Genomic DNA, 24,007 nt, shown 5'->3' with positions numbered 1-24,007 from the left:
TATATTTGCAGGGATAACGATCCGAAAACAGCCACGCAAATCAACATGAAGGATTTACTCACGGTCGAGCACGTCTCGAAACGCTACGCCGAACATACGGCCCTCGACGACGTCTCGCTCTCGATCCCCGAAGGATCGGTCTACGGACTGCTCGGCCCCAACGGCGCCGGCAAAACGACCCTCATCCGCATCATCAACCGCATTACGGCTCCCGACAGCGGCCGCGTCCTCTTCGACGGCCGCGAAATCGCTCCCGAGGATGTCCGCCGCATCGGCTACCTGCCCGAGGAGCGCGGTCTCTACAAGAAGATGAAGGTGGGCGAACAGGCCCTCTTCTTCGCCCGGCTGAAGGGGTTGTCGCGCCGCGAGGCGACGGCGCGCCTGCGGGAGTGGTTCGAGCGGTTCGGCATCGAGGCGTGGTGGGACAAGCGCGTCGAGGAGCTCTCGAAGGGGATGGCCCAGAAGGTGCAGTTCATCGTCACGGTGCTCCACCGGCCGCGGCTGCTGATCTTCGACGAACCCTTCTCGGGCTTCGACCCGATCAACGCCAACCTGCTCAAGGAGCAGATCCTCCGCCTGCGCGACGAGGGGGCCACGGTGATCTTCTCGACCCACAACATGTCGTCCGTGGAGGAGATCTGCGACCACATCACGCTGATCAACCGTTCGAAGAACATCCTCTCGGGACGCGTCGACGAGATCCGCCGCCGCCACGGTTCGAACCTCTTCGAAGTGGCCTTCCGCGGTGACGAGGCGGCGCTGCGCCGCGCCGTCGAGGGGCGTTGCGAGATCCTCGACGGCGCCGAAGGGGAGGAGTCCCTCTACCGGACGCTGAAGCTCCATGTGGCCGGCGACGACGAGGTGCGCGGCGTCATTGCGGCCGTGAACGAGGCGGTCGACCTGCGCTCGTTCCGCGAACTGATCCCCTCGATGAACGACATCTTCATCCGCGCCGTCAACGGCACCCTCTGATCCGAACGATCCACCCAAAAATACGAAACACACCATGGCCCGATCCAACATACTGCTGATCATCCAGCGCGAATTCAACGAACGCGTCCGCAAAAAGACCTTCATCCTCTCGACGCTCATCACCCCGATCCTGATGATTGCGCTGATGGCCGCCCCGGCCCTCATCATGAAGTACTCGCGCGGGGAACAGAAGCACATCGCCGTCATCGACGACAGCGGCGTGGTGGCCCCGCACCTCGAAAGCAGCAACGGGATCCGCTTCGAGCCGACCGACCTGCCCCCCGAAGCGGCCCGCCGGGAGCTGACCGACCTCTTCGGCGTGCTGTGCATCGGTCGGGACATCCTCACCAACCCGAACGACGTGCAGCTCTACGCCAACGCCTCGACATCGCTTTCGCTCGAAACCGACATCACCGACCAGATCGCCAAGATCCTCGAGACCGAAAAGCTCAAGGCCTACGACATCAAGGATCTCGACCGGATCCTCGCGGAGGTGAAGACCACGGTCACGATGAAAACCTTCCGCAACGACAAGTCGCAGGAGGAGGATACACAGGCGCAGTCGTCGGTCGCCGCCACGGCCATCGGCTACGTGTTGGGATTCATCCTCTACATCTTCCTGCTGACCTACGGCTCGATGGTCATGCAGTCGGTCATCGAGGAGAAGAACAGCCGCGTGCTGGAGGTGATGGTCTCGTCGGTAAGGCCCTTCGACCTGATGATGGGCAAGATTCTCGGCGTGGCGGCCGTCGCCGTGGTGCAGATCCTGCTGTGGGGGCTTCTCGTGACGGTGGTCGGAGGGGTCGTGATGCCCCGACTGCTGCCCGCCGATGCGCTGGCCGGAGTGCAGGCCATGCAGCAGGGGATGCCCGACGCCGCCTCGATGAGCGGTCTGGATCCCGAGATGATGCAGGCGCTGGCCACGATGACCGATCTGGGCTACATGCTCAAGATCTTCGGCTGTCTGCTGCTGTTCGTCGTGGGGGGCTACCTGCTCTACTCGGCGATGTTCGCCGCCGTGGGGTCGGCCGTCGACAACATCCAGGACGCCTCGCAGCTGCAGATGCCCATCACGCTGCCGATCATCCTCGCCCTGCTGGCCATGCTGGCCGTCATCGAGGACCCCAATTCGCAGCTCTCGTTCTGGTTCTCGATCATCCCCTTCACGTCGCCCGTCGTGATGATGGCGCGCATCCCCTACGACATCCCCTGGTGGGAGATCGGCCTCTCGCTGGCGGTGCTCTACGCCTCGTTCGTGGGGATGGTCTGGCTGGCGGCCAAGATCTACCGCGTGGGCATCTTCATGTACGGCAAGAAACCGACCCTGAAGGAGCTCGCCAAGTGGGTGCGGTACAAATACTGACCCGCCGGAAAAGGCCCTCCGGCGACGAAAACCCCGCCGCGCCGCCCGAAAACGAAGGCTTTCTTCAGGAAAACCCCTTTTTTTCTGTTATCCGAATAACAGTTTTCCTGAAAATTTTTTCTATTTTTGTCGCGGATTCGGAAGGCGGTTGCCGCCGGCCGGATCACGAAAAGAGTAAGATTTCTACAAAATACTTAAAATCAAGGAGCTATGAACTCGATTGACACGTACGATTTCAAAGGCAAACGCGCGATCATCCGCGTGGATTTCAATGTGCCCCTCAACGAGAAGGGCGAGGTAACCGACGACACGCGTATCCGTGCCGCCATGCCGACGATCAAGAAGGTCCTGGCCGAGGGCGGTTCGGTGATCCTCATGTCGCACATGGGTCGCCCGAAGAAGAACCCCGATCCGAAATATTCGCTCGAGCAGATCATCCCCGCCATCGAGAAGAACCTGGGCGTAAAGGTTCAGTTCGCCGGCGACTGCATGGGTGAGAAGGCCGCCGAGATGGCCAGGAACCTCAAGCCGGGCGAAGTGATGCTGCTAGAAAACCTGCGCTTCTACGCCGAGGAGGAGGGCAAACCCCGCGGTCTGGCCGAGGACGCCACCAAGGAGGAAAAGGATGCCGCCAAGAAGGCCCTGAAGGAGGGTCCGCAGAAGGAGTTCGTCAAGAAGCTGGCCTCGTATGCCGACTGCTACATCAACGACGCCTTCGGTACGGCACACCGCAAGCACGCGTCGACCTACCTGATCGCCAAGTACTTCCCCAACGACAAGATGTTCGGCTACCTGATGGAGAAGGAGGTCAAGGCCATCTCGTCGCTCATGGAGGCTCCGCAGCACCCGTTCTGCGCCATCATCGGCGGTTCGAAGGTTTCGACCAAGATCGGCGTCATCAAGTCGCTGATCGAGAAGGTTGACTCGATCGTCATCGGCGGCGGCATGACCTACACGTTCGCCGCAGCCCAGGGCGGTAAGGTCGGCAACTCGATCTGCGAGCCCGACATGTTCCCCGTAGCGCTGGAGATCCTCGAGCTGGCCAAGAAGAAGGGCGTACAGCTCGTCATGTCGCCCGATGCGCTGATCGCCGACGCCTTCTCGGCCGACGCCAACACCTCGACGGCTCCGGCCGACAACATCCCCGACGGCTGGGAGGGTGTCGACATTGCCGACGAAGGCAAGAAGATCTTCCGCGAGCACATCCTGGGCTGCAAGACCATCCTGTGGAACGGCCCGGTAGGCGTCTTCGAGATCGACAAGTTCGCCACGGGTTCGAAGGAGGTGGCTCTGGCCATCGCCGAGGCTACGAAGAAGGGCGCCTACTCGCTCATCGGCGGCGGTGATTCGGTAGCCTGCATCAACAAGTTCGGTCTGGCCGACCAGGTATCCTACATCTCGACCGGCGGCGGCGCCCTGCTCGAGTACATCGAGTTCGGCACGCTGCCCGGCGTAGAGGCCATCCGCGAATAGAACGGAGCGACAAATACGCAATTCCGAAGCGGAGATTTCCGGAACTCCGGAAGTCTCCGTTTCTCATCGAAAACCCGAACACAACGATATGAAACGTATCATTCTTTTAGCAGCAACCGTCGCCTGTATGGCAGCCTGTCAAAACAATAACAGCAACAAGGTTCCGGCCATCGACCTCAACAACTTCGACCTGTCGATAGCCCCGAACGCCGACTTCTACCAGTATGCCACGGGCGGCTGGCAGAAGAACAACCCGCTCAAACCCGAATTCTCGCGCTACGGATCGTTCGACGTCCTGCGCGAGAACAACGAAAAACGCATCAACGAGCTCTTCCAGGCCATGGCCAAGACCGAGGCCGTGAAGGGGAGTGTCGAGCAGAAGATCTCGGACCTCTACAAGATGGGGCTCGACTCCGTGCGTCTGAACGCCGAAGGGGCCGCACCGCTGGAGGCCGACCTGCAGATGGTCGAGGGTCTGACCGACCGCGCCCAGCTTCCCGACCTGCTGGCCCGGATCCACATGGCACTGGGCAATCCCTTCTTCGGCATCGGCGTGATGGCCGACCTGATGGACAGCAACGTCAATACGCTCTACGTCGGCCAGTCGGGCATCTCGATGGGCGACCGCGACTACTACGTGGCCCCGGAGAACGCCAAGATCAAGGAGGCCTACAAGGCCTATCTGGTCAAACTCTTCACGCTGTGCGGCTATGAGGCCGAGGCAGCCGCCACGGCCGCAGCCGATGCGCTGGAGATCGAGGATTCGCTGGCCGAAGTCTTCTTCTCGAACGTCGAGCAGCGCGACATCCCGGCGCAGTACAACCCGATGACGCGCGAGGAGTTCGCCCGGACATACGACGCGCTGGACTGGGACGTCTACTTCAAGGGCATGGGTCTGGAGCAGGTCGACCGGCTGATCGTGGAGCAGAAGCGCGTCATGGCGCGCGTCAACGAGATGCTCAAGACGCTTCCGCTCGAAAAGATCCGCCACTACCTGGCCGCGCAGATCATCAACGGCGGCGCCTCGTCGCTGAGCGACGACTTCCAGACCGCCTCGTTCGAGTTCTACGGCCGCACGATGTCGGGCCAGCAGGAGCAGAAACCCCGCTGGAAACGCGCCATGTCGGTGCCCAACGGACTGCTGGGCGAGGCCGTGGGCGAGATGTACGTGGCCAAGTACTTCCCCGAGAAGGACAAGCAGCGCATGACGCAGCTGGTGAAGAACCTGCAGACGTCGCTCTCGCAGCACATCGCCGCCCTGGACTGGATGTCGGACGCCACGAAGGCCAAGGCGCAGGAGAAACTGGCCGCCTTCACCGTGAAGATCGGTTACCCGGACAAGTGGAAGGACTACTCGACGCTCGAGATCGACCCCGCGAAGAGCTACTACGAGAACCTGCGTGACGCCAGCATCTGGGCCACGAAGGACAACCTCTCGAAATACGGCAAGCCGGTGGATCGCGCCGAGTGGGGCATGACGCCGCAGACCGTAAACGCCTACTACAACCCTACGACCAACGAGATCTGCTTCCCGGCCGCCATTCTGCAGCCGCCGTTCTACAACCCGGATGCCGACGATGCCGTCAACTACGGAGCCATCGGCGTGGTGATCGGCCACGAGATGACCCACGGATTCGACGATCAGGGCCGTCAGTTCGACAAGGACGGCAACATGAACAACTGGTGGAGCGAGGAGGATTCCGAAGCCTTCAAGGCCAAGACGGAGGTGCTGGTCAAGCAGTTCGATGCCATCGAGGTGCTTCCGGCCAAGGACGGACAGCCGGCGCTGCATGCCAACGGAGCCCTCTGCCTGGGAGAGAACATCGCCGATCAGGGGGGTCTGCGCGTGGCCTGGACGGCCTACCAGAACTCGCTCGAGGGCAAGGGACATCCGGCCCCGATCGACGGCTTCACCGATGCCCAGCGCTTCTACCTGGCCTACGCCACGCTCTGGGCCCAGAACATCCGCGATGAGGAGATCGCGCGTCTGACCAAACTCGACGTACACTCGCTGGGCAAGTGGCGTGTCGATGCCACGCTGCGCAATATCCAGGACTTCTACGACGCCTTCAACATCACCGACGGGGCGATGTTCCTGCCCGAGGAGGAGCGCGTGATCATCTGGTAACTCCGGAGGCGGTGTGGGGGCTCCCCAAACCAACCCGAATGAAAAAACCGTCCGACTTTCATCGGACGGTTTTTTTGTGGGTTTTCGGACCGTTGAACTACCGCGCCGGAGGGTGGAGTGCGGAATGAGGGTCCGGTTCAAGAAAACACGCCGTTTCCGAGCCATTTCACGCGCCGGACTACCGCGCCGGAAGGTGGAGTGCGGAATGAGGGTCCGGTTCAAGAAAATACGCCACCACAAAGCCTTTTGAGCCTTGAAATACCGCACGGTAGAGACAAAGCGTAAAAAGTCCGCGGTTCAATAAAAGGTGCCCTTGGGAGCGAAAATGGCGTATCCGAAGTTGAAGGTCAAATACATGTTCTTCCAGCTCTTCAGATCGTATTTCGTCAGCGAGAGACTGACGGGCCCGATCGGCGAATGGTAGACCAGCGACGCCTCGGCAATGTAGTGCCAGCGTTCGTCGGGAACGCCCAACGGATTGAAGTCGCGCTTGCGGCGGAACATCGTGTAGAAACCCGTGCGGAAGAAGAAGTCGGGCATCAGATCGAAGGTGGGCATGACGCCCCCGGCCACGAAACGGTCCGAACGGAAGTCGGGCATGAAGATCATCCGCGCATGGGAGACCGGTGCATACTCGGGCATGGCCATCAGCGTGGCGCTCTGGGTCGAGAAGTCGGGCTGGTTGGTGTAGACGGCATCGACGTTGACCCCGAAGGAGAACCAGCCGCTCTGGGGCATGTCGAAGAACTTGTTCCAGGTGAAACGCCCGCCGAACCACTGCCTCCGCTCACGCGACATGAAGACCTCGGCATCCCAGGGTTTGAACTTGTCGCGACCGTTGACGTAGATGGCCGAGAGGTAGAGCTCCGACCCGCGGCGCGGATAGAGGAACTTGTCGAGCGTATTGCGGGCCAGCCCGGCGCGCAGACCGTAGAAGACGAAACGCGACAGATCGGTGTCGTCGGCAAAGAGATCCTCCGCATCGTAGCGGTAGTTGACGTGTCCGCCGTTGAAGCGCAGGGTAAAGACGCTGCGGTGGGTGAGCGGCATTCCGACCCCCACGGAGAAGAAGCTCTCGCTGCTCTTGACCTGTTCGGCATTGTTGATGCGCGAGACATTGCCGAAGTAACCATGGCGGAAGTTGCTTACCGAGAAGTTGTAGGCGTAGTCGATGAAGAGCGGTTCGATGGCGTAGAAATCGGTCCGGCCGCCAAGCGAACCCCACGTGTAGAGGGGTCCGAGGTAGAGTTCGGCCCCCAACTGCTGCGAGACACGCCCGATCCAGCGGTAACTCATGCCGATGTAGGCCTGGTTGAAGGCCGTCGAGGAGACGTTTCCGCCGATGGTGATCTTGAAGCTGGGTCGTGTGTGGAGCCGTGTGGCAAAGGAGTAGCGCCCCGAGAGCGAATCATAGGCGACCGTGGGGAAATCCATCGTAAGGTTTCCGTCGGCCAGAATCTCGAAGAGGTTGTCGCGCAACTCGGAGAAACCCATGGGACGCTGCACGCCGGGCGTACGACGGTCCATGTGGAGGAAATCACGGATGTATTCGCGCTGATCATGCTGCAAGCCTTCGATGCGGTAGTTGTCGAAGACCAGTTCGGGCGACCGTTTGCGGAAGGCCTCGCGGCGTTGGGCATACCAGCTCGAATCGCGGCGTTCGGCAACCTTTTCGAGCAGTTGCGGCATGGCGGCCATGGCATCCAGGTAGCCGAGGTCCATGATCATCTCGGCCTGGTCAAAATCAAGCATCGAAACCTCCACGGCACGCCGAATCGTGACGCTCCGCTCCTCGGGCAGCGTATAGTCGGTCTCCTGCATGGCGAGCATGAAGGCCTGATCGAGGATGCTGTTCTCCGCGCTGGGCGGGGTATTTCCGCCGGTGCAGATCGACCCAATGATCAGATCGGGATGAAACTCCTCGTCGAGGGGCCGCCAGGGGAAGTTGTCGTAGATACCGCCGTCGTAGAGCAGCATCGAATCAATCTCCATGGGCTTGAAGACCAGCGGAATGGACATCGACGAACGGACGGCCCCTCCCAGATCGCCGCTGCGCATGACCACCGGCCGGCGGTGGTTCATGTCGCTGGCCACGCAGCGGAACGGCACCATCAGGCGGTCGAAATCGCCTCCCGAAGCGGCCGTGGCCGGGGCAAAGAGATCGATCAGCGCCAGGTCGATCTGTGTCGAGGAGATGAGACTGGTCGGGAACTGGAGCCGTTCGCCGGCCGGATTGCCGAGATTCACGCGCACGTTCAGAAAAAACGAAGGGTTGCTGCCCAACTGCCGGTAATAACTCATGTAGCGGTTGGGATCGATGCGTCCCGAGACCCACTCCTTGACCACGCCCGAACTGACGATGGCCCTCATCTCGGCAGGGGCGTACCCGGCAGCGTACATGGCGGCGATGATCGACCCCATGGAGGTCCCGGCCACGTAGTCGATCGGGATGCCGTTCTGCTCGAGGGCCTCCAGTACGCCGATGTGGTAAAGGCCCTTGGCACCGCCTCCGCTCATCACCACTCCGACGCCGCCCCGGGCCTCGGCACGAAGCCCCAGGAGCAGCAGCAACGCCACAAATGAGCCTATTTTACGCAACATATCTCAATTTTTTTATAACTTTGCACGTTACAAGGATGTCCTTCAAAAGTAGACAAAAAAGAAACACACGCAAAATATGATCGAGAAAATCAATGAACTTCTGCGACAAGTCGAGGAGTTCAAACCCAAGGCAGCCGGCGAACTCGAGGAGTTCCGCATCCGGATTCTGGGCAAAAAGGGCGAACTGAACGCCCTGATGGAGGAGTTCAAGACGGTGGCTCCGGAGTTCAAGCGCGAACTGGGCCAGCAGCTCAACCGCCTGAAGAGTGCCGCCACGGAGCGCATCGCCTCGCTGCGCGCGGAGCTGCAGCATGCCGCCGAGGAGCAGACCGCTTCGTCGGGTGACCTGACGCGCCCGGGCTCGGCCGAACACCTCGGCTCGCGCCACCCGATCACGCTCGTGCGCAACCAGATCGTCGAGGTCTTTTCGAGACTGGGCTATACCGTGGCCGACGGCCCCGAGATCGAGGACGACTGGCACGTCTTCTCGGCCCTGAACTTCCCGCCCGAACATCCGGCACGCGACATGCAGGACACCTTCTTCATCGAGAAGAATCCCGACATTCTGCTGCGCACGCACACCTCGTCGATCCAGGTGCGCACGATGGAGCACCAGCGGCCGCCGATCCGGGTCATCTGCCCGGGCCGCGTCTTCCGCAACGAGGCCATCTCCTACCGCGCCCACTGCATCTTCCACCAGATCGAGGGTCTCTACATCGACGAGGGGGTTTCGTTTGCCGACATGAAGCAGTCGCTGCTCTACTTTGCCAAGGAGATCTTCGGCGAGCAGACGGCCATCCGCATGCGTCCGTCGTACTTCCCCTTCACGGAGCCCTCGGCCGAGGTCGACGTCTCGTGCAACCTCTGCGGAGGCAAGGGCTGCGCCGTCTGCAAGGGGACGGGCTGGCTCGAGATCATGGGGTGCGGCATGGTCGACCCGAACGTTCTGAAAGCCAATGATATCGATCCCGAGAAGTATTCGGGATTCGCCTTCGGCATGGGTGTTGAGCGCATCGCCATGCTCAAATACGGCGTCAAGGACCTGCGCCTCTACTTCGAGAACGACGTGCGTTTCCTCCACCAGTTCGACCAGGCGCTCTAAACCCGCTTGCCCATGAAACGACTCCCGGTGATCACGATCTGCTGCGTGGCATTCTTCTCGGCGGCCTTCGTCTCGGGGAAGAGTCTGCGGACAACGACCCCGGGGTATTCCGATACGCTGCCGAGCGTGTGGTTCTACACCGAGGGGATCAAGCAAAACACCATCTTCGGGGATACGACCCGGGCCCGGGAGCTCTTCGGGGAGGCGATCCGACGCGATTCATCCTACGCTCCAGCCTGGTTCGAACTGGCCGGAATGCTGTTGCACACCTTGCCCGACCGGGCCATCGATGCGGCACGCCGCGCCTGGCGCCTCGACACGGCCAACCTCTGGTACCACCGGCTCTACGCCCAGACGCTGCTCGTGACCGAACACTACAACGATGCGTTGAATGTCTACCGGCAGCTGCTGGCCGCCGACCCGAAGGATCCGGACAACTACCGTCTGGTGGCCGCCCTCTACGAGCAGGCCGACCGTCCCTTCACGGCGCTCATCACGCTCGATTCGGCCGAGGTCCGATTCGGACGCATACCGCTGCTGAGCAGCATGAAACGCCAGCTGCTGGTGGCCACGAACCAGATCGACAAGGCCATTGACGAAGCCCGAGCCCTGGTCGACGAAGTCCCCTACGACGCCGACAACCATGTGGTGCTGGCCAATCTCTACGCGGCTGACAAGCAGGATTCGCTGGCGATGGTCGAATACCGGGCGGCCCTGCGGATCGACTCGACGAACGTGCAGACGCTGGCTGCGCTGAGCGATTACTACGCCCGCAGTCAGGACTACCGGTCGCTGCTTTCGGTCACGCGCAAGATCTTCCTCTCGGAGGAGATGCCCCTCGAACTGAAGGTCAAACGTTTCGAGAACCTCACTTCCGACACGCGGTTCTACCGCGAATACTACTTCCAGCTCAACGATCTGGCCGCCACACTTGCGATCCGCTATCCGAACGATCCGCGGGTAGTGGAGCTCTACGCCGGACACCTGATCGCCTCGGGCGAACTGGAGCAGGCGCTGGCGCTCTACAAACGCCATCTGAACGACCGGCCGCCCGTCGAGCAGTACTACCGCATGGTGATCGACATCGAGAGCTATCTCCAACATCCGGACTCCGTGGAACACTACGTGACAAAGGCGCTGTCGATCTTTCCGGAGAAGATTGACTTCCATCTGGCGCGGGGCCACGCCATGGTGCAGACGAAACAGTACGACAAGGCGATCCGTGCCTACCGCGAATCGCTTCGCTACGCCGCCACGGACTCGCTGCGCAGCGTCATCTGGGGCATGGTCGGCGACACATGGCATCTGAAGGCCGTCGGCAACGATTCGATCCCCGAAGAGGAGCTCTTCGCCCGCTCGAAGGCCGGCCGCGGAGGCATCAACCGCCGCGACATGAACCAGTGCTACAAGGCCTACGACCGCAGTCTTCGCTATTGGGCGGACAACACGCTGGTAATGAACAACTACGCCTACTTCCTCTCGCTGGAGGAGCGGGATCTGGAGCGGGCCCTTGCCATGGCAACGCGCGTGACGGATCTCACGGACAACAACCCCACCTACCTCGATACGCGGGCCTGGGTGCTCTACAAGATGGGGCGCATGGAGGAGGCCCGCCAGATCCTGAAACGGGCCGTGGCACTGGACGGTCAGCAGAGTCCCGAGTTGATGGTCCACTACGGGGATGTGCTCCACCAACTGGGCGAACAGTTCATGGCAGAGATCTACTGGCAGATGGCCCGCGAGAAGGGCTACAACGCCGCACTGATCGACGAGCGGCTCAAGCAGCCCGCCCAAACCAAACCCGCAGAATAACCGCCGTACCATGAAACCAGCACTTCTGTTGACCCTTGGTATGCTGCTTTTCACGCTCGGCGCCTCGGCCCAGACCGACAGCCGCATCGAGAAGCAGAAACGGGTCATTGCCGACCTCGAAAAGCGCATTGCCAACGAGGAGCGGGAGATCTCGAAGCTCCAGAAGGGACGTGCGGCCACCGAGGAGCGGGTCCGGCGCCTGGCCCGGCAGATCGACTCGCGGAGCCAGCTGCTCGACGAGACCGAAAAAGAGGCCTCGCTGCTGCGTGAGGAGATCGCCCGCAGGGACAGTGTGGCGGGAGATCTGGCCTCGATGCTCGAGCGCAACCGCGCCCAGTATGCCGAAATGGTGCGCGAAGCCTACCGCAACTACCGTCAGAACAACTACCTGACCTACCTCTTTTCGTCGCGGGATTTCGCCGACGTGGCGCGTAAACTGACCGCCCTGCGCGAGATAGCCTCGGTGCGCGAACGCAAGATGCGTGACATCGAGGCCCTGACCGAACAGGTCCGCTCCGAAAAGGAGGAGTTGGACCGCCGTCACCGTTCGCTCGATTCGGTAACGCAGAAGCTCTCGGCGCAGCGCGAGAAGCTCCAGCGGGATTCGCGCAATGCGCGGGCCTCGATCCAGTCGATGACACGGCAGGAGAAGTCGGCCCTGCAGCGCAAGATCGCCCAGGAGCAGAAACTCGACGTGGCGATCAACGAACTGCGCAAGCTGACGAAGGGCAACAAGGAGGGAGCCTCCTTTTCGTCGAAGACCACGGGACTGCGGCTTCCGGTGGTCGGGGGACGGGTGAAACGCTACCGCGAAAACATGGCCGAGGTAACGGGACCGCGCGGTGCGCAGGTGATCTCGATCTACGAAGGCAAGGTGATCGACATCAAAAGCAACCGCATAACGAACAAATACGACGTTTACGTGGCTCACGGCGAGTATCTGACCTCCTATGCCAACCTGGGGACGATCAGCGTCGAAAAGGGCCAGAAAGTGGCCAGAAACCAGGCTTTGGGAACCATCGGTTCGGCCGTTGACGTGATGACCATGGAGACGGAGTACAAACTCGTCTTCGGTATCTACCCGCCCGATCCGAACCAGAAGATGCGCGCCGAGAACTGCTTCAAGCGATAAGGCCCCATCCGCACCCGTCCGAAGGAAAACACCCGAACGGGGGAGGTGAGAAGCCAAACGACTGATCGGACGGAGGCACAAGATCAAAAAAAGTCTCAGAAAGGCCGGAAAGGGCTCGATTTTGCCGTTTCTTCCGCAATACGGGTTCCCCAGCCTTTCCAATAAAGATTCAACGAAAATGGCAGTAAAATACTATACGGATGATTGCAGCTACCGCTACCCGCAAAAACGGCTGACGGCCGAGTGGCTGCGCGAGGTGGCCCGGGCCGAAGGCTATACGCTGGGCGATGTCTGCTACATCTTCTGCTCGTCGCAGCGACTGCTGGAGATGAACCGCCAGTACCTCGGTCACGACTACTTTACCGACGTCATCACGTTCGACTACAGCGACCGCAAAAAGCTGCGCGTGGTCTCGGGCGACATCTTCATAGACGTGGAGACCGTGGCGGACAACGCCCGTCAATACGGCGCCACGACACTGCAGGAGATGCGCCGCGTGGTGGTCCATGGCGTGCTGCACCTGTGCGGCCAGAACGACAAGACGCCGCGAACCAATGCACAAATGCATCATAAGGAGGATAAATATCTGAAATTCTGGGAGAAACAATGACTCTTGATTACGATATCATCGTCATCGGAGGCGGACATGCCGGATGTGAGGCGGCCTCAGCGGCCGCCCGTCTCGGTTCGCGGACGCTGCTGCTGACGATGGACATGACGAAAATGGCCGTCATGTCGTGCAATCCGGCCGTAGGCGGAGTAGCCAAAGGCCAGATAGTCAGAGAGATAGATGCATTAGGCGGAGAAATGGGGCGCATTACCGACCATACGGCCGTCCAGTTCCGGATGCTGAACATGTCGAAGGGGGCGGCCATGTGGAGTCCGCGCGCCCAATGCGACAAGACCCGCTTCTCGGAGGAGTGGCGCCATACGCTGGAGAATACGCCGAACCTCTATATCTGGCAGGATGCCGCTACGGAACTTCTCTTCGCAAAAGCCGATGAGGCTTCGTCAGCAGACCATGAAGAGAAAAGACACAACACATCGGAGGCCTCCGAACCGCATGCTGCAGAGAGTCAAAAAACAGTTCGTCCGACCGCCGGTCATCCGAAAGAGAACACCGTGAGATCCGATCCAGCCGCCGAAAGACGCTCCGAAACCAGCCGACTCCGGATCCGTGGAGTCCGAACCCGTATGGGGGTAGAGTTCAGCTGCCGGGCCGTAGTGCTGACGGCCGGAACGTTTCTCGACGGCATGATGCACTGCGGTGCGGCGCATGCCGAGGGGGGACGGGCCGGAGATGCCGCCTCGCACGGAATCACCGGATGTCTCGTACGGATCGGCTTCGAAACCGGCCGCATGAAGACCGGAACCCCGGCCCGGCTCGATGCCCGAACGATCCATTTCGAAGAGTTCGAGCCGCAATACGGCGACGAAAAACCTTCGAAATTCTCCTTTTCGCCCGATACGGAACCCGTCAAGGATCAAATGCCGTGTTATCTGGTCTACACTACACCGGAAGTTCACGCCATACTTCGTTCGGGATTCGACCGTTCGCCGCTCTTCAACGGAACGATCCACGGTATCGGCCCGCGCTATTGCCCCTCGATCGAGGATAAACTGCGCACCTTTGCCGACAAGGATCAGCACCAGCTTTTCCTCGAACCCGAAGGGCGGTCGACCAACGAATACTACCTGAACGGTTTCTCGTCGTCGCTTCCGTGGGAAGTGCAATGGGAGGCGCTGCACAAGATCCGTGGGTTCGAAGATCTGCACATCTACCGACCGGGATATGCCATCGAATACGACTATTTTCCGCCCATACAGCTTGAACATTCGCTCGAAACGAAGCTCGTTTCAGGGCTCTTTTTTGCCGGACAGGTCAACGGAACGACCGGTTACGAAGAGGCCGCAGCCCAGGGTCTGATGGCCGGCATCAATGCCCATCGGAAGCTGAAAGGGGAGGAGCCTATCGTACTGAAGCGCGACGAAGCCTATATCGGAGTGCTGATCGACGACCTGGTGACGAAAGGCGTGGACGAACCTTATCGGATGTTCACCTCGCGGGCCGAGTATCGGATTCTGCTCCGACAGGACAATGCCGACATGCGGCTCACTCCACTGGGGTATAAAATCGGGTTGATTTCCGAGAAAAGATACGCGCATTTCGAACAAAAAAAATCGAATGTAGAATCGCTTGTAGCCTTTGCGCGTGAGACAAGTGTCAAGGCAGCCGAAATTTCAGACTACCTGAAATCGGTCGGATCGGAGCCTCTGACCCAAGGTCGGAAGCTGCACGACATTCTGATGCGCAACAACGTGACCTTCGAATCGCTGGAAAAGGTACTTCCGAAGCTGCATCGTTTTATCGAATCGCACCGAATCGATGCCGAAGCAATCGAGGAGGCCGAGATTCAGATCAAGTACAAAGGGTATATCGAACGTGAAAAATTCATAGCCGAGAAGCTACGCCGGCTCGAAAACATCCGTATTCCGGGTGATTTTGACTTCTTCTCAATGAATTCACTGACTATCGAAGCCCGGCAAAAGTTGAGTCGAATCCGTCCGAAGACGATTGTACAGGCCTCACGCATCCCGGGCGTATCACCCGCCGATGTAAATGTATTACTGATCAAATTCGGCAGATAAAACACACACGCCGCAAATCTAAAGGAGTGTTCCACGTGGAACACTCCTTTTATTTTACAACAAACAAAGAAACAATAATCTTAACTGAAACATAAAAACACCCGTTAAAAAAAACACCTCGGTATAAACACACACAAATAAAAATGTTCCACGTGGAACATTTTCATATCTTATTCATACAAACTTAAAAAAACGATATCAAATATGGATAAATAAACACTCCATAGAGCAAAATATATGATACAAAATAAGGCAAATACACAAAAGAGAAGATAAAAAATTCCACATAAAACGAAACAAAAAGCAGTTTACAAATCAGATAACTAAAAAAAGTGTTCCACGTGGAACAAAACGAGAAGTAGAAAAGAAGGTAAAAAAGATTACAAGAAAGAGAAGTATAATAAAAAAGTTCCGCACCAAAGAGCGGAACTTAGTACTAAAAAATTCAACGAAAAATCTAAACAAGAAAACGCTGTTTAGAGAACAATCGTGCACCAGCCGTATTTATCCTCGGTACGACCATACTGAATGTCCTGCAAAGCGTTGTAGAGTTTCATGCAAGTCTTGCCAACTTCATTACCGTAGTTGTACGAAGCACCGGTCTGCATGTCATAAATATAGCCGATGGGGGAGATGACGGCAGCCGTACCGCAGGCACCACACTCCTCGAAGGTCGGAAGCTCCTCAACCGGAATATGACGCTCCTCAACTTCGAGACCCATATCCTTGGCCAGCTGGCGAAGGCTCTTGTTCGTAATCGAGGGAAGAACCGACTGCGATTTCGGCGTAATATACTTGCCATCCTTAATACCGAAGAAGTTGGCGGCACCACACTCTTCGATGTACTTATGCTCGGCCGCATCCAGATACATGATATTCGAGTAACCGAGTTCGTGACCTTTTTCACCCGACATCAGACTGGCAGCATAGTTGCCGCCGACCTTCACGTCGCCTGTTCCACGTGGAGCAGCACGGTCCTGTTCACGGTCAATGGCAACACGGATCGGTTTGATGCCCGATTTGAAATAGGCGCCCACGGGCGAGCAGTAGACAATCAGCAGGGCATCCTTGGCGGGTTTCACACCCAGACCGGCCGTCGTTCCGAACATCACGGGACGCAGATACAGCGAAGCCCCAGTCCCGTAGGGCGGAATGAAACGCTCGTTGAGCTTGACAACCTCGATGCAGGCCTTGACGATCATCTCCTCCGAAGGAACCGGTAGGCAGAGTCGCTTGGCTGACGACTGCATGCGACGGGCATTCTCCTCGACACGGAAAAGCCGTACCTTGCCGTCGACACCCCGGAAAGCCTTCAAACCTTCGAAGAGCTCGACGCCATAATGCAGACACGAAGCCGACATGTGCATCTGGATGTACTCATCCTGTGTAACGATCATATCGCTCCACTTCCCATCGGTATAGACATAGCGGACGTTGTAATCCGTCTTGAGATAGTCGAAACCGAGTGCACTCCAATCCGTATTTTCCATATTTTTGCTGTTTTTAACGATTTTCGCTACTGAAAATAAATCAAAAAATCTCGGGCTTATCCGACAATGGCTCCATTGTTGGTCACATCGCCGGGCTGCAGCAAACGTAATTTTCCGGAGGCATCCTCAGCCATCAGAATCATTCCTTTGGAGAGAATTCCCTTCAATTCGCGCGGAGCCAGGTTGACCAGCACCAACACCTGTTTGCCGACGAGCTCTTCGGGCGAGAAGTGCTCGGCAATACCCGAGACGATTTCGCGCTTATCGATTCCCGTATCAACAGTCAGTTTCAACAATTTCTTGGTTTTTGCCACCTTTTCGGCCGCCAAAATGGTCGAAACACGGATATCCATCTTCTGGAAATCGTCAAACTGAATTGTATCTTTCTGAGGTTCAACGTGTTGAGCTGCTTCAGCAGCCATATTGGCAGCCTTCGTGGCCGCCAGTTTGTCCAACTGACGCTGAATAACGTCATCCTCGATCTTCTCAAAGAGCAGTTCGGGTTCACCAATCTCGTGGCCGGCAGGAATCAGATCGACCGCGCCCAGACGTTCCCATCCGAACTTGTCAACGGCCAGCATCCGGAGGATCTTCGCCGACGAGAAGGGCATGAAGGGTTCGATGGCAATGGCCGTATTGGCGGTGATCTGCAGGGCTACGTAAAGAATGGTCTTCACACGCTCGGGATCGGTCTTGATCACCTTCCAGGGCTCCGTATCGGCCAGATACTTGTTACCGATGCGGGCCACGTTCATGGCATCCTTCAACGCTTCGCGGAAGCGGTAGTTCTCGATATTGGACTCAAGCGACGCCTTGACGGCAGCCACATCGGCAATCGTCTGACGGTCATAATCATTCAACTCGCCACAGGCAGGCACACGGCCGTTGAAATACTTCTTGGTCAGCACCAGCGCCCGGTTGACGAAGTTGCCCAGGATGGCCACCAACTCGTTGTTGTTGCGGGCCTGGAAGTCCTTCCACGTAAAGTCGTTGTCCTTAGTCTCGGGGGCATTGGCACACAACACGTAACGCAGTACATCCTCCTTGCCGGGGAATTCGTCGAGATACTCGTGCAGCCAGACGGCCCAGTTGCGCGACGTGGAGATCTTGTCGCCCTCGAGATTGAGGAACTCGTTGGCCGGCACGTTTTCGGGCAGGATATAGCCGCCATGGGCCTTCAGCATCGACGGGAAGACAATGCAGTGGAAGACGATGTTGTCCTTGCCGATAAAGTGGACCATCTTCGTGTCATCCGACTTCCAATATTTCTCCCAATCTGGCGTAAGTTCCTTGGTAGCAGATATATAACCGATCGGAGCATCGAACCACACGTAGAGCACCTTTCCCTCTGCCCCCTCGACCGGAACGGGAATACCCCAATCCAGGTCGCGGCTCACGGCACGGGGTTGCAGACCGCCGTCCAGCCAGCTCTTGCACTGACCGTAGACGTTCGATTTCCACTCCTTGTGACCCTCGAGGATCCACTGACGCAGGAATCCCTCATACTCGTTGAGCGGGAGATACCAGTGCCTGGTTTCACGCTTGACGGGCACCGAACCCGAGACGGCGCTGTGAGGCTCGATCAGTTCGTCGGGCGAGAGCGTCGATCCGCACTTCTCGCACTGGTCGCCATAGGCACGGTCGTAGCCGCACTTGGGGCAGGTACCGACGATGTAGCGGTCGGCCAGGAAGGTCCGGGCCTCCTCGTCGTAATACTGCATCGAGGTCTTCTCGATGAACTTGCCGTCGTCGTAGAGTTTGCGGAAGAAGTCCGAAGCCGTCTTGGCATGGACGGGCGACGAGGTGCGCGAATAGATGTCGAACGACATGCCCAGACGCTCGAACGAACGCTTGATCAGCTCGTGGTAACGATCGACGATCTGCTGGGGCGAAACACCCTCCTTGCGGGCCTTGATGGTGATGGGCACACCGTGCTCATCGGAGCCGCAGACCGAAATGACGTCGCACCCCTTCAGACGAAGGTAGCGCGTATAGATATCCGAAGGTATGTAAACTCCCGCCAGGTGACCGATATGGACAGGGCCGTTGGCATAGGGGAGCGCCGATGTAACGAGATAACGTTTGAACTCTTTGGCCATAAACAGGTAGAATATTGCTAATTTCCGTCAAAAGTACGAATTTTTGAGGGAATCCGGAACGAAAAGGGGAGAATTTGTCACCCCTGCGGGGAAAAAGCCGCGAAGCCGGGAAAGAAGTGCCTGAAACGGAAGCAACAACCGGTGGAACAAGGCGGTCGAAAGCCTGCAGACAGAGCGCGATCATCTCCGGCGAAACGGAAGCCGGAAAGGGTGCAACCCTCGCAGGTGCCGACCGAAACAGAGATGAAAAACCGGAGAGAGAAGCAACTGCCGAAGGCGGTACGAAGGACATCTCGGAGAGCCCGGAAATAAGTCTGCGGCAGGAAAACGGCAACAAAAAAAGAGGGCCGTCTGAAAGACAGCCCCCGAGGTAAAATCGCCCCAAATACTATTCAAACTGCAACTCGTCGAGCAGCCAGCCGGCACCGGCAAACTTGTCGACGATGAAGAGCACGTAGCGGATATCGACCGAAATCGTGCGCTGCAGTTCGGGCTCGAAGGCCACATCACCCGACATGGCCTCCCAGTTGCCGTCGAAGGCCAGACCGATCAGCGCGCCGCGGTCATTCAGGACCGGCGAGCCGGAGTTTCCGCCCGTGATGTCGCAGTCGGCCAGGAAGGCAACCGGCAGTTCGCCCTTGCGGTTGGCGTAGCGTCCGAAATCCCTGGCGGCATAGAGCTCCTTGAGCTTTTCGGGCACGTAGAACTCCTGCGGATTCTTCGGATCCTCCTTCTCCATGACACCCTTCAGCGTCGTGTAGTAGTTATATTCGATACCGTCGGCCGGCGAATAGGGGAGTACACGCCCATAGGTCAGACGGATCGTGAAGTTGGCATCCGAAGCCCAGGCCTTGCCGGGATTCTGCAGCATCAGACCGGCAATGTACTTGCGATGACCCTCCTTGTAGAGCGTCTGCGGCTCCTTCAGCTCGTCCGAGAGCTTCGCAAAGAGCTCCATGACCGACTTGGAGAGTGCCACGGCCGGATCTGCGGCCACCTTCTCGGGATCATAATGGTCGATGAGGTCCATCAAGCGCTCCTCCGATGCGAAGACCGAACGGTCGTAGAGGTCGTCGACATAGGCGTCGATGTCACCGCCGAACTCCTTGTCGACAATCTCCGCGTAGAACGACGGCAGCACCTTCATGTTCTCACGTGCGATGCGGAGCATGCGCTTGGCCACCTTGCGGTCGGTCGAGGGGCTGTAATCCTTGTACCAGTCAGCCAGTTCGGACTTCAGCTCGTCCGTATTACCCAGCTCTTTTTTGACCTCCATCGTACGCATGCTGCCGATAAAGCGCCGCGCCGGCGAGAGCAGCTCGACCGAAGCCAGGAAAGCCTCCGACAGATACTGACGCGCAGCACCGATGGGCGACATTTTCTCGACGGCCAGCCGGATCTTCGACAGCGCATCGGTGTATCCCTCCTCAGGCAGCGTGTTCTTCTCGGCCCAGGCCTGGAACGAAGCCTCCTGCGCCTCCTTGCGGGCCTTTACGTCGAGTTTCTCGATGCCGCGCGACATACCGATCGAATTCTTCCAGTAGTTCGACGATCGGGCGTATTTCGAGGCATACTGGATGCGGATGGCATCGCTCGAGAGCATATCCTGCCAGAGGATGGCCTGGCGCTCGCCGCGGATGAAGATCCGCTGGGGATTCTCGACCTTGAGCAGGTTGTCGATCTCGTACGAGGTAGCGTAACGCTCCGTCGAGCCGGGGAATCCCATGATCATGGCAAAGTCGCCCTCGTCGTAACCGTCGAGCGATACCTTGAGGAACTTCTCAGCCTTGTAGGGGACATTTTCGGGCGAATAGTCGGCCGGGCGGTTGTCCTTGCCGGCATAGACGCGGAAGATCGAGAAATCGCCCGTATGACGCGGCCACATCCAGTTGTCGGTGTCGCCACCAAACTTGCCGATCGACGAAGGGGGCGTACCGACCAGACGCACGTCCGTATAGACCTCCTTGACGAAGGCGAAGAACTGGTTACCGCCGAAGAACGACTCGACGGCAACCTCCATGCCGGGGTTCTCCTTGCGCAGACGCTCCTTGACGGCCTGAATGTTCTCTCGCGTCAGCCGCTGGTATTCCTCCTGCGAAGCGATCGAGGGGACGTTGCCCATCACCTCGGGCGTCACGTCCGAAATCTTGCGGATGAAGCGCACCTCAAGGCCGGGAGCCGGGAGCTCCTCCTGGCGGGACATGGCCCAGAAGCCGTACTTCAGGTAGTCGTGTTCGACCGACGAGAGGCTCTGGATCGAGCTGTAACCGCAGTGGTGGTTCGTAAAGAGCAGGCCTTCGGGGGAGACGATCTCTCCCGTGCAGCCGCCGCCGAAGATCACGACGGCATCCTTCAGCGAGGAGTGGTCGATGCTGTAGATCTCCTCGGCGGAGAGCTTGCAACCGCGCTCCTTCATCTGCTTGATGTTCATCTTCTGAAGGTAGGGCAGCAGCCACATGCCTTCATCGGCAGCGGCGGAGAGGGTCATCCCCACGGCCGCTGTGAGTAACAGGAATTTTTTCATACAATAAAGGATAAAGTTTGTTTCCATCATTAGACACGCTTGCCCTTGGCGCTCACCGCAAGGATCTCGAGCCGCAGGATCTCGGTCCGCGCAAAGGAGCGTTCGGCATAGTGCAGGCGCGTTTCACACTCGCCGGGGGCACAATGCACATAGATACACCCCGCGCCGTCCCATACGTAGCTGAGCGGAACACCATAGGCATCCCCCTTGTCGGCCCTCGGGTCTTCCTTACCGGATGGCAATCATGTTGCGGATCGAACGCTCGGCGGCACGGCGCACCTGCTCGTCGAGGAGGATTTCGGGCGACTCCTTTTCGAGAGCCGAACAGATGTTTTCGAGCGTCACCATCTTCATGTAGCGGCAGTTGTTGCAGCCGCACGCCTCGTCGTCGGGCGGCGCCGGGATAAAGAGCTTGTCGGGATAGCGCTTGCGCATCTCGGCCAGGATGCCGGCCTCGGTAACGACGATGAACGCGCGGGCGTCGCTGCGTCCGCAGTAGTCGAGAATCCCGGCCGTCGAACCCACGTAGTCGGCCACCTGCACGATATAGTCGCGGCATTCGGGGTGGACGACCACCTTTGCCTCGGGATGTTCCCGCTTGAGCTGCAGGAGCTTTTCGAGCGAGAACTCCTCATGGACATGGCAGGCGCCGTTCCAGAGCACCATGTTCTTCCGCCCGGTCAGCTTCTGAATATAGGAGCCCAGGTTGCGGTCCGGGGCGAAGATCAGCGGCTGGTCGTCGGGCAGCGACTGAACGACCTTCAGGGCGTTGGACGACGTACAGCAGATATCCGTCAGGGCCTTGACCTCGACCGTCGTATTGACATACGAGACCACCTTGTATCCGGGATAGCGGGCCTTGAAGGCGGCAAACTCCTTTGCGTCGCACGATTCGGCCAGCGAGCAGCCCGCCTCGGGGCAGGGGATGAGCACCTTCTTTTCCGGGCAGAGTACCTTGGCCGTTTCGGCCATGAAGTGGACGCCGGCGAAGAGGATGATCTGCGCGTCGACCTTCTGTGCCTGGATCGAGAGGGCCAGCGAATCCCCCAGGAAGTCGGCTACGGCCTGCACTTCGGGTGTCGTATAGTAATGCGCCAGGATCACGGCATTCTTCTCGCGTTTGAGCGCCTCGATGCGGCGGGAGAGTTCGGCGGAGTTTTCGACGTTCATTTTCTTTTTTATTCCTTTAATAAATTTTAATAAATAAGAAAGAAGAAGAAATATAATAGCTGTTGATACTGTTTACAACTTCCACTGTTAGTTCTCTATCAACATTTTCTCGGTTTTCTTTTCTTTATTTTTCTTCTTTGTTATTTGAAATACAAGAAAATAGAAAATTATTCAACAATTGTTGACAACGGTTTTCGACATTTCGACAGCCTGAAACTTTCAACATCCGCTTCCCGTTTCGTGAGGATTTCGCGGCGGACAACTTTTTATAAAAATTTTTGGTTTCGGGGTTTTCTTGTATATACCCTGCCTGATTTTCGAAAAGCAAATTTTCGGGCCCCGACTTTTCCTTTTTTATCATCCGTTGTTGAACCGGTTGTCGACACTTTGTCAACCATTTTTCATCACTTTGCTGACAATCTTCTCCGCAATCGAGCGGTAGCGCTCCTCCACTTCGGGATGCGTCGCCGTAGCCGGACGTCCCTCCTCTGCGCCCTCCATAATCGATTGAACGATAGGTATTTCACCCAGGAAATCCACTCCGCTCTTCTCGGCATAGGCCCGGGCTCCGCCCCGTCCGAAGAGGTAGTAGCGGTTCTGCGGCAGTTCGGCCGGCGTAAACCACGCCATGTTTTCGATGATGCCCGCCACCGGGATGTTGACATTCTCGTTGCGGAACATCTCCACGCCGCGCACCACGTCGGCCACGGCCACCTGCTGCGGCGTGGAGACGATCACCGCAGCGTCGATCTTCAGTTCGCCGATGATCGACAGATGCACGTCGCCCGTTCCGGGAGGCAGATCCGCCAGCAGGAAGTCCAGCGTCCCCCACCGCGTCTGGTGAATCATCTGCTTGAGGGCGCTCACGGCCATGGCACCGCGCCACAGCAGCGCATCGGTCGGCTTGATGAAGAAGCCGATCGACATGAGCTTGATGTCCATCGATTCGGCCGGGACGATGTGTTCGGCGCCGTTCTCCTCGACGGCTTCGGGCAGGTAGCCCTCCACGCCGAACATCTTGGGCTGCGAGGGTCCGTAGATGTCGGCATCGAGCACTCCGACGCGGAATCCCATGTTGCGCAGGGCGATGGCCAGGTTGGCCGTGACGGTCGACTTCCCTACCCCACCCTTTCCCGAGGCCACGGCAATGACCTTGGCGATGCCGCCCGTGGTGGTCGAGAGTTTGGGTTCGGGACGCGGTGCGGCGCCGCCCTCCTTGATGACGACGAGCACTTCGGCGCCGGGGAACGCCTCACGCAGCAGCGTTTCGGCCTGGTTTTTGATCTTCACGGCAAAGGGATCGCGCGGCTTGGCGAAGCGCAGCACGACGGTCACCTTGCCCTCGGCCGTAGCCAGGTGTTCGATGAATCCGCTCGAGACGATATCCTTTCCGGTTTCGGGATGGACGATCGAGGCGAGCAGTTGCCTTATTTTTTCCTCCATGGTTGCGAAAAGTTACTTTTTCGCAAAGATAACGCATATTTTCAGTATT

The 24,007-nt window shown here is 58.4% G+C and carries 16 protein-coding genes; 9 read left to right on the top strand and 7 right to left on the bottom strand.

Annotation, left to right across the window (positions count from 1 at the left end; all coding sequences use genetic code 11):
• Positions 1–45 precede the first annotated feature (45 nt).
• The 4 genes from B5G09_RS06395 (at position 46) to B5G09_RS06380 (ending at position 5,936) form a co-directional block, all read left to right on the top strand.
• A complete protein-coding gene (locus B5G09_RS06395; RefSeq protein WP_087309536.1) occupies positions 46–972 on the top strand; it encodes an ABC transporter ATP-binding protein in 927 nt (308 codons plus the stop codon).
• 34 nt (positions 973–1,006) lie between these two features.
• The gene (locus B5G09_RS06390) at positions 1,007–2,335 is read left to right on the top strand and encodes an ABC transporter permease (RefSeq protein ID WP_087404523.1); all 1,329 of its coding nucleotides are present in this window, start codon (positions 1,007–1,009) and stop codon (positions 2,333–2,335) included.
• Between the two features lie 210 nt (positions 2,336–2,545).
• Positions 2,546–3,808 carry a phosphoglycerate kinase gene (locus B5G09_RS06385; RefSeq protein ID WP_087404522.1) on the top strand — a complete coding sequence of 421 codons (1,263 nt, stop codon included), beginning with the start codon at positions 2,546–2,548 and terminating at the stop codon, positions 3,806–3,808.
• A gap of 127 nt (positions 3,809–3,935) precedes the next feature.
• Positions 3,936–5,936 (top strand): M13 family metallopeptidase, encoded by a 2,001-nt coding sequence (locus B5G09_RS06380; RefSeq protein WP_087404521.1) that lies wholly within the window; start codon positions 3,936–3,938, stop codon positions 5,934–5,936.
• 297 nt (positions 5,937–6,233) lie between these two features.
• Here the strand turns inward: B5G09_RS06380 and B5G09_RS06375 are convergent, their stop codons facing one another.
• Positions 6,234–8,537, bottom strand: coding sequence for a patatin-like phospholipase family protein (locus B5G09_RS06375; protein ID WP_087404520.1), 2,304 nt, complete (start codon positions 8,535–8,537; stop codon positions 6,234–6,236).
• Positions 8,538–8,613: 76 nt separating this feature from the next.
• Here B5G09_RS06375 and pheS point away from each other — a divergent pair, with 76 nt between their 5' ends.
• The 5 genes from pheS (at position 8,614) to mnmG (ending at position 15,232) form a co-directional block, all read left to right on the top strand.
• Positions 8,614–9,639 (top strand): phenylalanine--tRNA ligase subunit alpha, encoded by a 1,026-nt coding sequence (gene pheS, locus B5G09_RS06370; RefSeq protein ID WP_087404519.1) that lies wholly within the window; start codon positions 8,614–8,616, stop codon positions 9,637–9,639.
• 12 nt (positions 9,640–9,651) lie between these two features.
• Complete coding sequence (locus B5G09_RS06365; RefSeq protein WP_087404518.1) at positions 9,652–11,451, top strand: tetratricopeptide repeat protein; 1,800 nt, start codon at positions 9,652–9,654, stop codon at positions 11,449–11,451.
• A gap of 10 nt (positions 11,452–11,461) precedes the next feature.
• The gene (locus B5G09_RS06360) at positions 11,462–12,583 is read left to right on the top strand and encodes a peptidoglycan DD-metalloendopeptidase family protein (protein WP_087404517.1); all 1,122 of its coding nucleotides are present in this window, start codon (positions 11,462–11,464) and stop codon (positions 12,581–12,583) included.
• A gap of 178 nt (positions 12,584–12,761) precedes the next feature.
• Positions 12,762–13,193 carry an rRNA maturation RNase YbeY gene (gene ybeY, locus B5G09_RS06355; protein ID WP_087404516.1) on the top strand — a complete coding sequence of 144 codons (432 nt, stop codon included), beginning with the start codon at positions 12,762–12,764 and terminating at the stop codon, positions 13,191–13,193.
• On the top strand, positions 13,190–15,232 hold the full coding sequence (mnmG, locus tag B5G09_RS06350; protein ID WP_087404515.1) for a tRNA uridine-5-carboxymethylaminomethyl(34) synthesis enzyme MnmG: 2,043 nt from the start codon (positions 13,190–13,192) through the stop codon (positions 15,230–15,232). The genes ybeY and mnmG overlap by 4 nt, the downstream gene beginning before the upstream one ends.
• Positions 15,233–15,708: 476 nt before the next feature.
• Here the strand turns inward: mnmG and B5G09_RS06345 are convergent, their stop codons facing one another.
• From B5G09_RS06345 to B5G09_RS06315, 6 genes are all read right to left on the bottom strand, one after another.
• Entirely contained in the window at positions 15,709–16,743 is a 1,035-nt protein-coding gene (locus tag B5G09_RS06345; protein WP_262481261.1) for a branched-chain amino acid aminotransferase, read from the bottom strand.
• 35 nt (positions 16,744–16,778) lie between these two features.
• On the bottom strand, positions 16,779–18,821 hold the full coding sequence (gene metG, locus B5G09_RS06340; RefSeq protein ID WP_087404513.1) for a methionine--tRNA ligase: 2,043 nt from the start codon (positions 18,819–18,821) through the stop codon (positions 16,779–16,781).
• Positions 18,822–19,209: 388 nt separating this feature from the next.
• Positions 19,210–21,345, bottom strand: a complete 2,136-nt coding sequence (locus B5G09_RS06330) for a S46 family peptidase (RefSeq protein WP_087404511.1) — start codon at positions 21,343–21,345, stop codon at positions 19,210–19,212.
• Between the two features lie 29 nt (positions 21,346–21,374).
• Positions 21,375–21,587 (bottom strand): hypothetical protein, encoded by a 213-nt coding sequence (locus B5G09_RS06325; protein ID WP_087404510.1) that lies wholly within the window; start codon positions 21,585–21,587, stop codon positions 21,375–21,377.
• The gene (gene nadA, locus B5G09_RS06320) at positions 21,574–22,515 is read right to left on the bottom strand and encodes a quinolinate synthase NadA (RefSeq protein WP_087404509.1); all 942 of its coding nucleotides are present in this window, start codon (positions 22,513–22,515) and stop codon (positions 21,574–21,576) included. The genes B5G09_RS06325 and nadA overlap by 14 nt, the downstream gene beginning before the upstream one ends.
• 390 nt (positions 22,516–22,905) lie before the next feature.
• A complete protein-coding gene (locus B5G09_RS06315; RefSeq protein ID WP_087404508.1) occupies positions 22,906–23,958 on the bottom strand; it encodes an Mrp/NBP35 family ATP-binding protein in 1,053 nt (350 codons plus the stop codon).
• Positions 23,959–24,007 lie beyond the last annotated feature (49 nt).

Source organism: Alistipes sp. An54 (assembly GCF_002159375.1).
GTDB lineage: Bacteria > Bacteroidota > Bacteroidia > Bacteroidales > Rikenellaceae > Alistipes > Alistipes megaguti.
Note: the sequence above shows the minus strand (reverse complement) of the source record. Positions and strands in the feature narration are given on the sequence as shown.

Coding starts and splice junctions, on each gene's coding strand:
- B5G09_RS06395 (WP_087309536.1), top strand. CDS start 46: ATGAAGGATTTACTCACGGTCGAGCACGTCTCGAAACGCTACGCCGAA.
- B5G09_RS06390 (WP_087404523.1), top strand. CDS start 1,007: ATGGCCCGATCCAACATACTGCTGATCATCCAGCGCGAATTCAACGAA.
- B5G09_RS06385 (WP_087404522.1), top strand. CDS start 2,546: ATGAACTCGATTGACACGTACGATTTCAAAGGCAAACGCGCGATCATC.
- B5G09_RS06380 (WP_087404521.1), top strand. CDS start 3,936: ATGGCAGCCTGTCAAAACAATAACAGCAACAAGGTTCCGGCCATCGAC.
- B5G09_RS06375 (WP_087404520.1), bottom strand. CDS start 8,537: ATGTTGCGTAAAATAGGCTCATTTGTGGCGTTGCTGCTGCTCCTGGGG.
- pheS (WP_087404519.1), top strand. CDS start 8,614: ATGATCGAGAAAATCAATGAACTTCTGCGACAAGTCGAGGAGTTCAAA.
- B5G09_RS06365 (WP_087404518.1), top strand. CDS start 9,652: ATGAAACGACTCCCGGTGATCACGATCTGCTGCGTGGCATTCTTCTCG.
- B5G09_RS06360 (WP_087404517.1), top strand. CDS start 11,462: ATGAAACCAGCACTTCTGTTGACCCTTGGTATGCTGCTTTTCACGCTC.
- ybeY (WP_087404516.1), top strand. CDS start 12,762: ATGGCAGTAAAATACTATACGGATGATTGCAGCTACCGCTACCCGCAA.
- mnmG (WP_087404515.1), top strand. CDS start 13,190: ATGACTCTTGATTACGATATCATCGTCATCGGAGGCGGACATGCCGGA.
- metG (WP_087404513.1), bottom strand. CDS start 18,821: ATGGCCAAAGAGTTCAAACGTTATCTCGTTACATCGGCGCTCCCCTAT.
- B5G09_RS06330 (WP_087404511.1), bottom strand. CDS start 21,345: ATGAAAAAATTCCTGTTACTCACAGCGGCCGTGGGGATGACCCTCTCC.
- nadA (WP_087404509.1), bottom strand. CDS start 22,515: ATGAACGTCGAAAACTCCGCCGAACTCTCCCGCCGCATCGAGGCGCTC.
- B5G09_RS06315 (WP_087404508.1), bottom strand. CDS start 23,958: ATGGAGGAAAAAATAAGGCAACTGCTCGCCTCGATCGTCCATCCCGAA.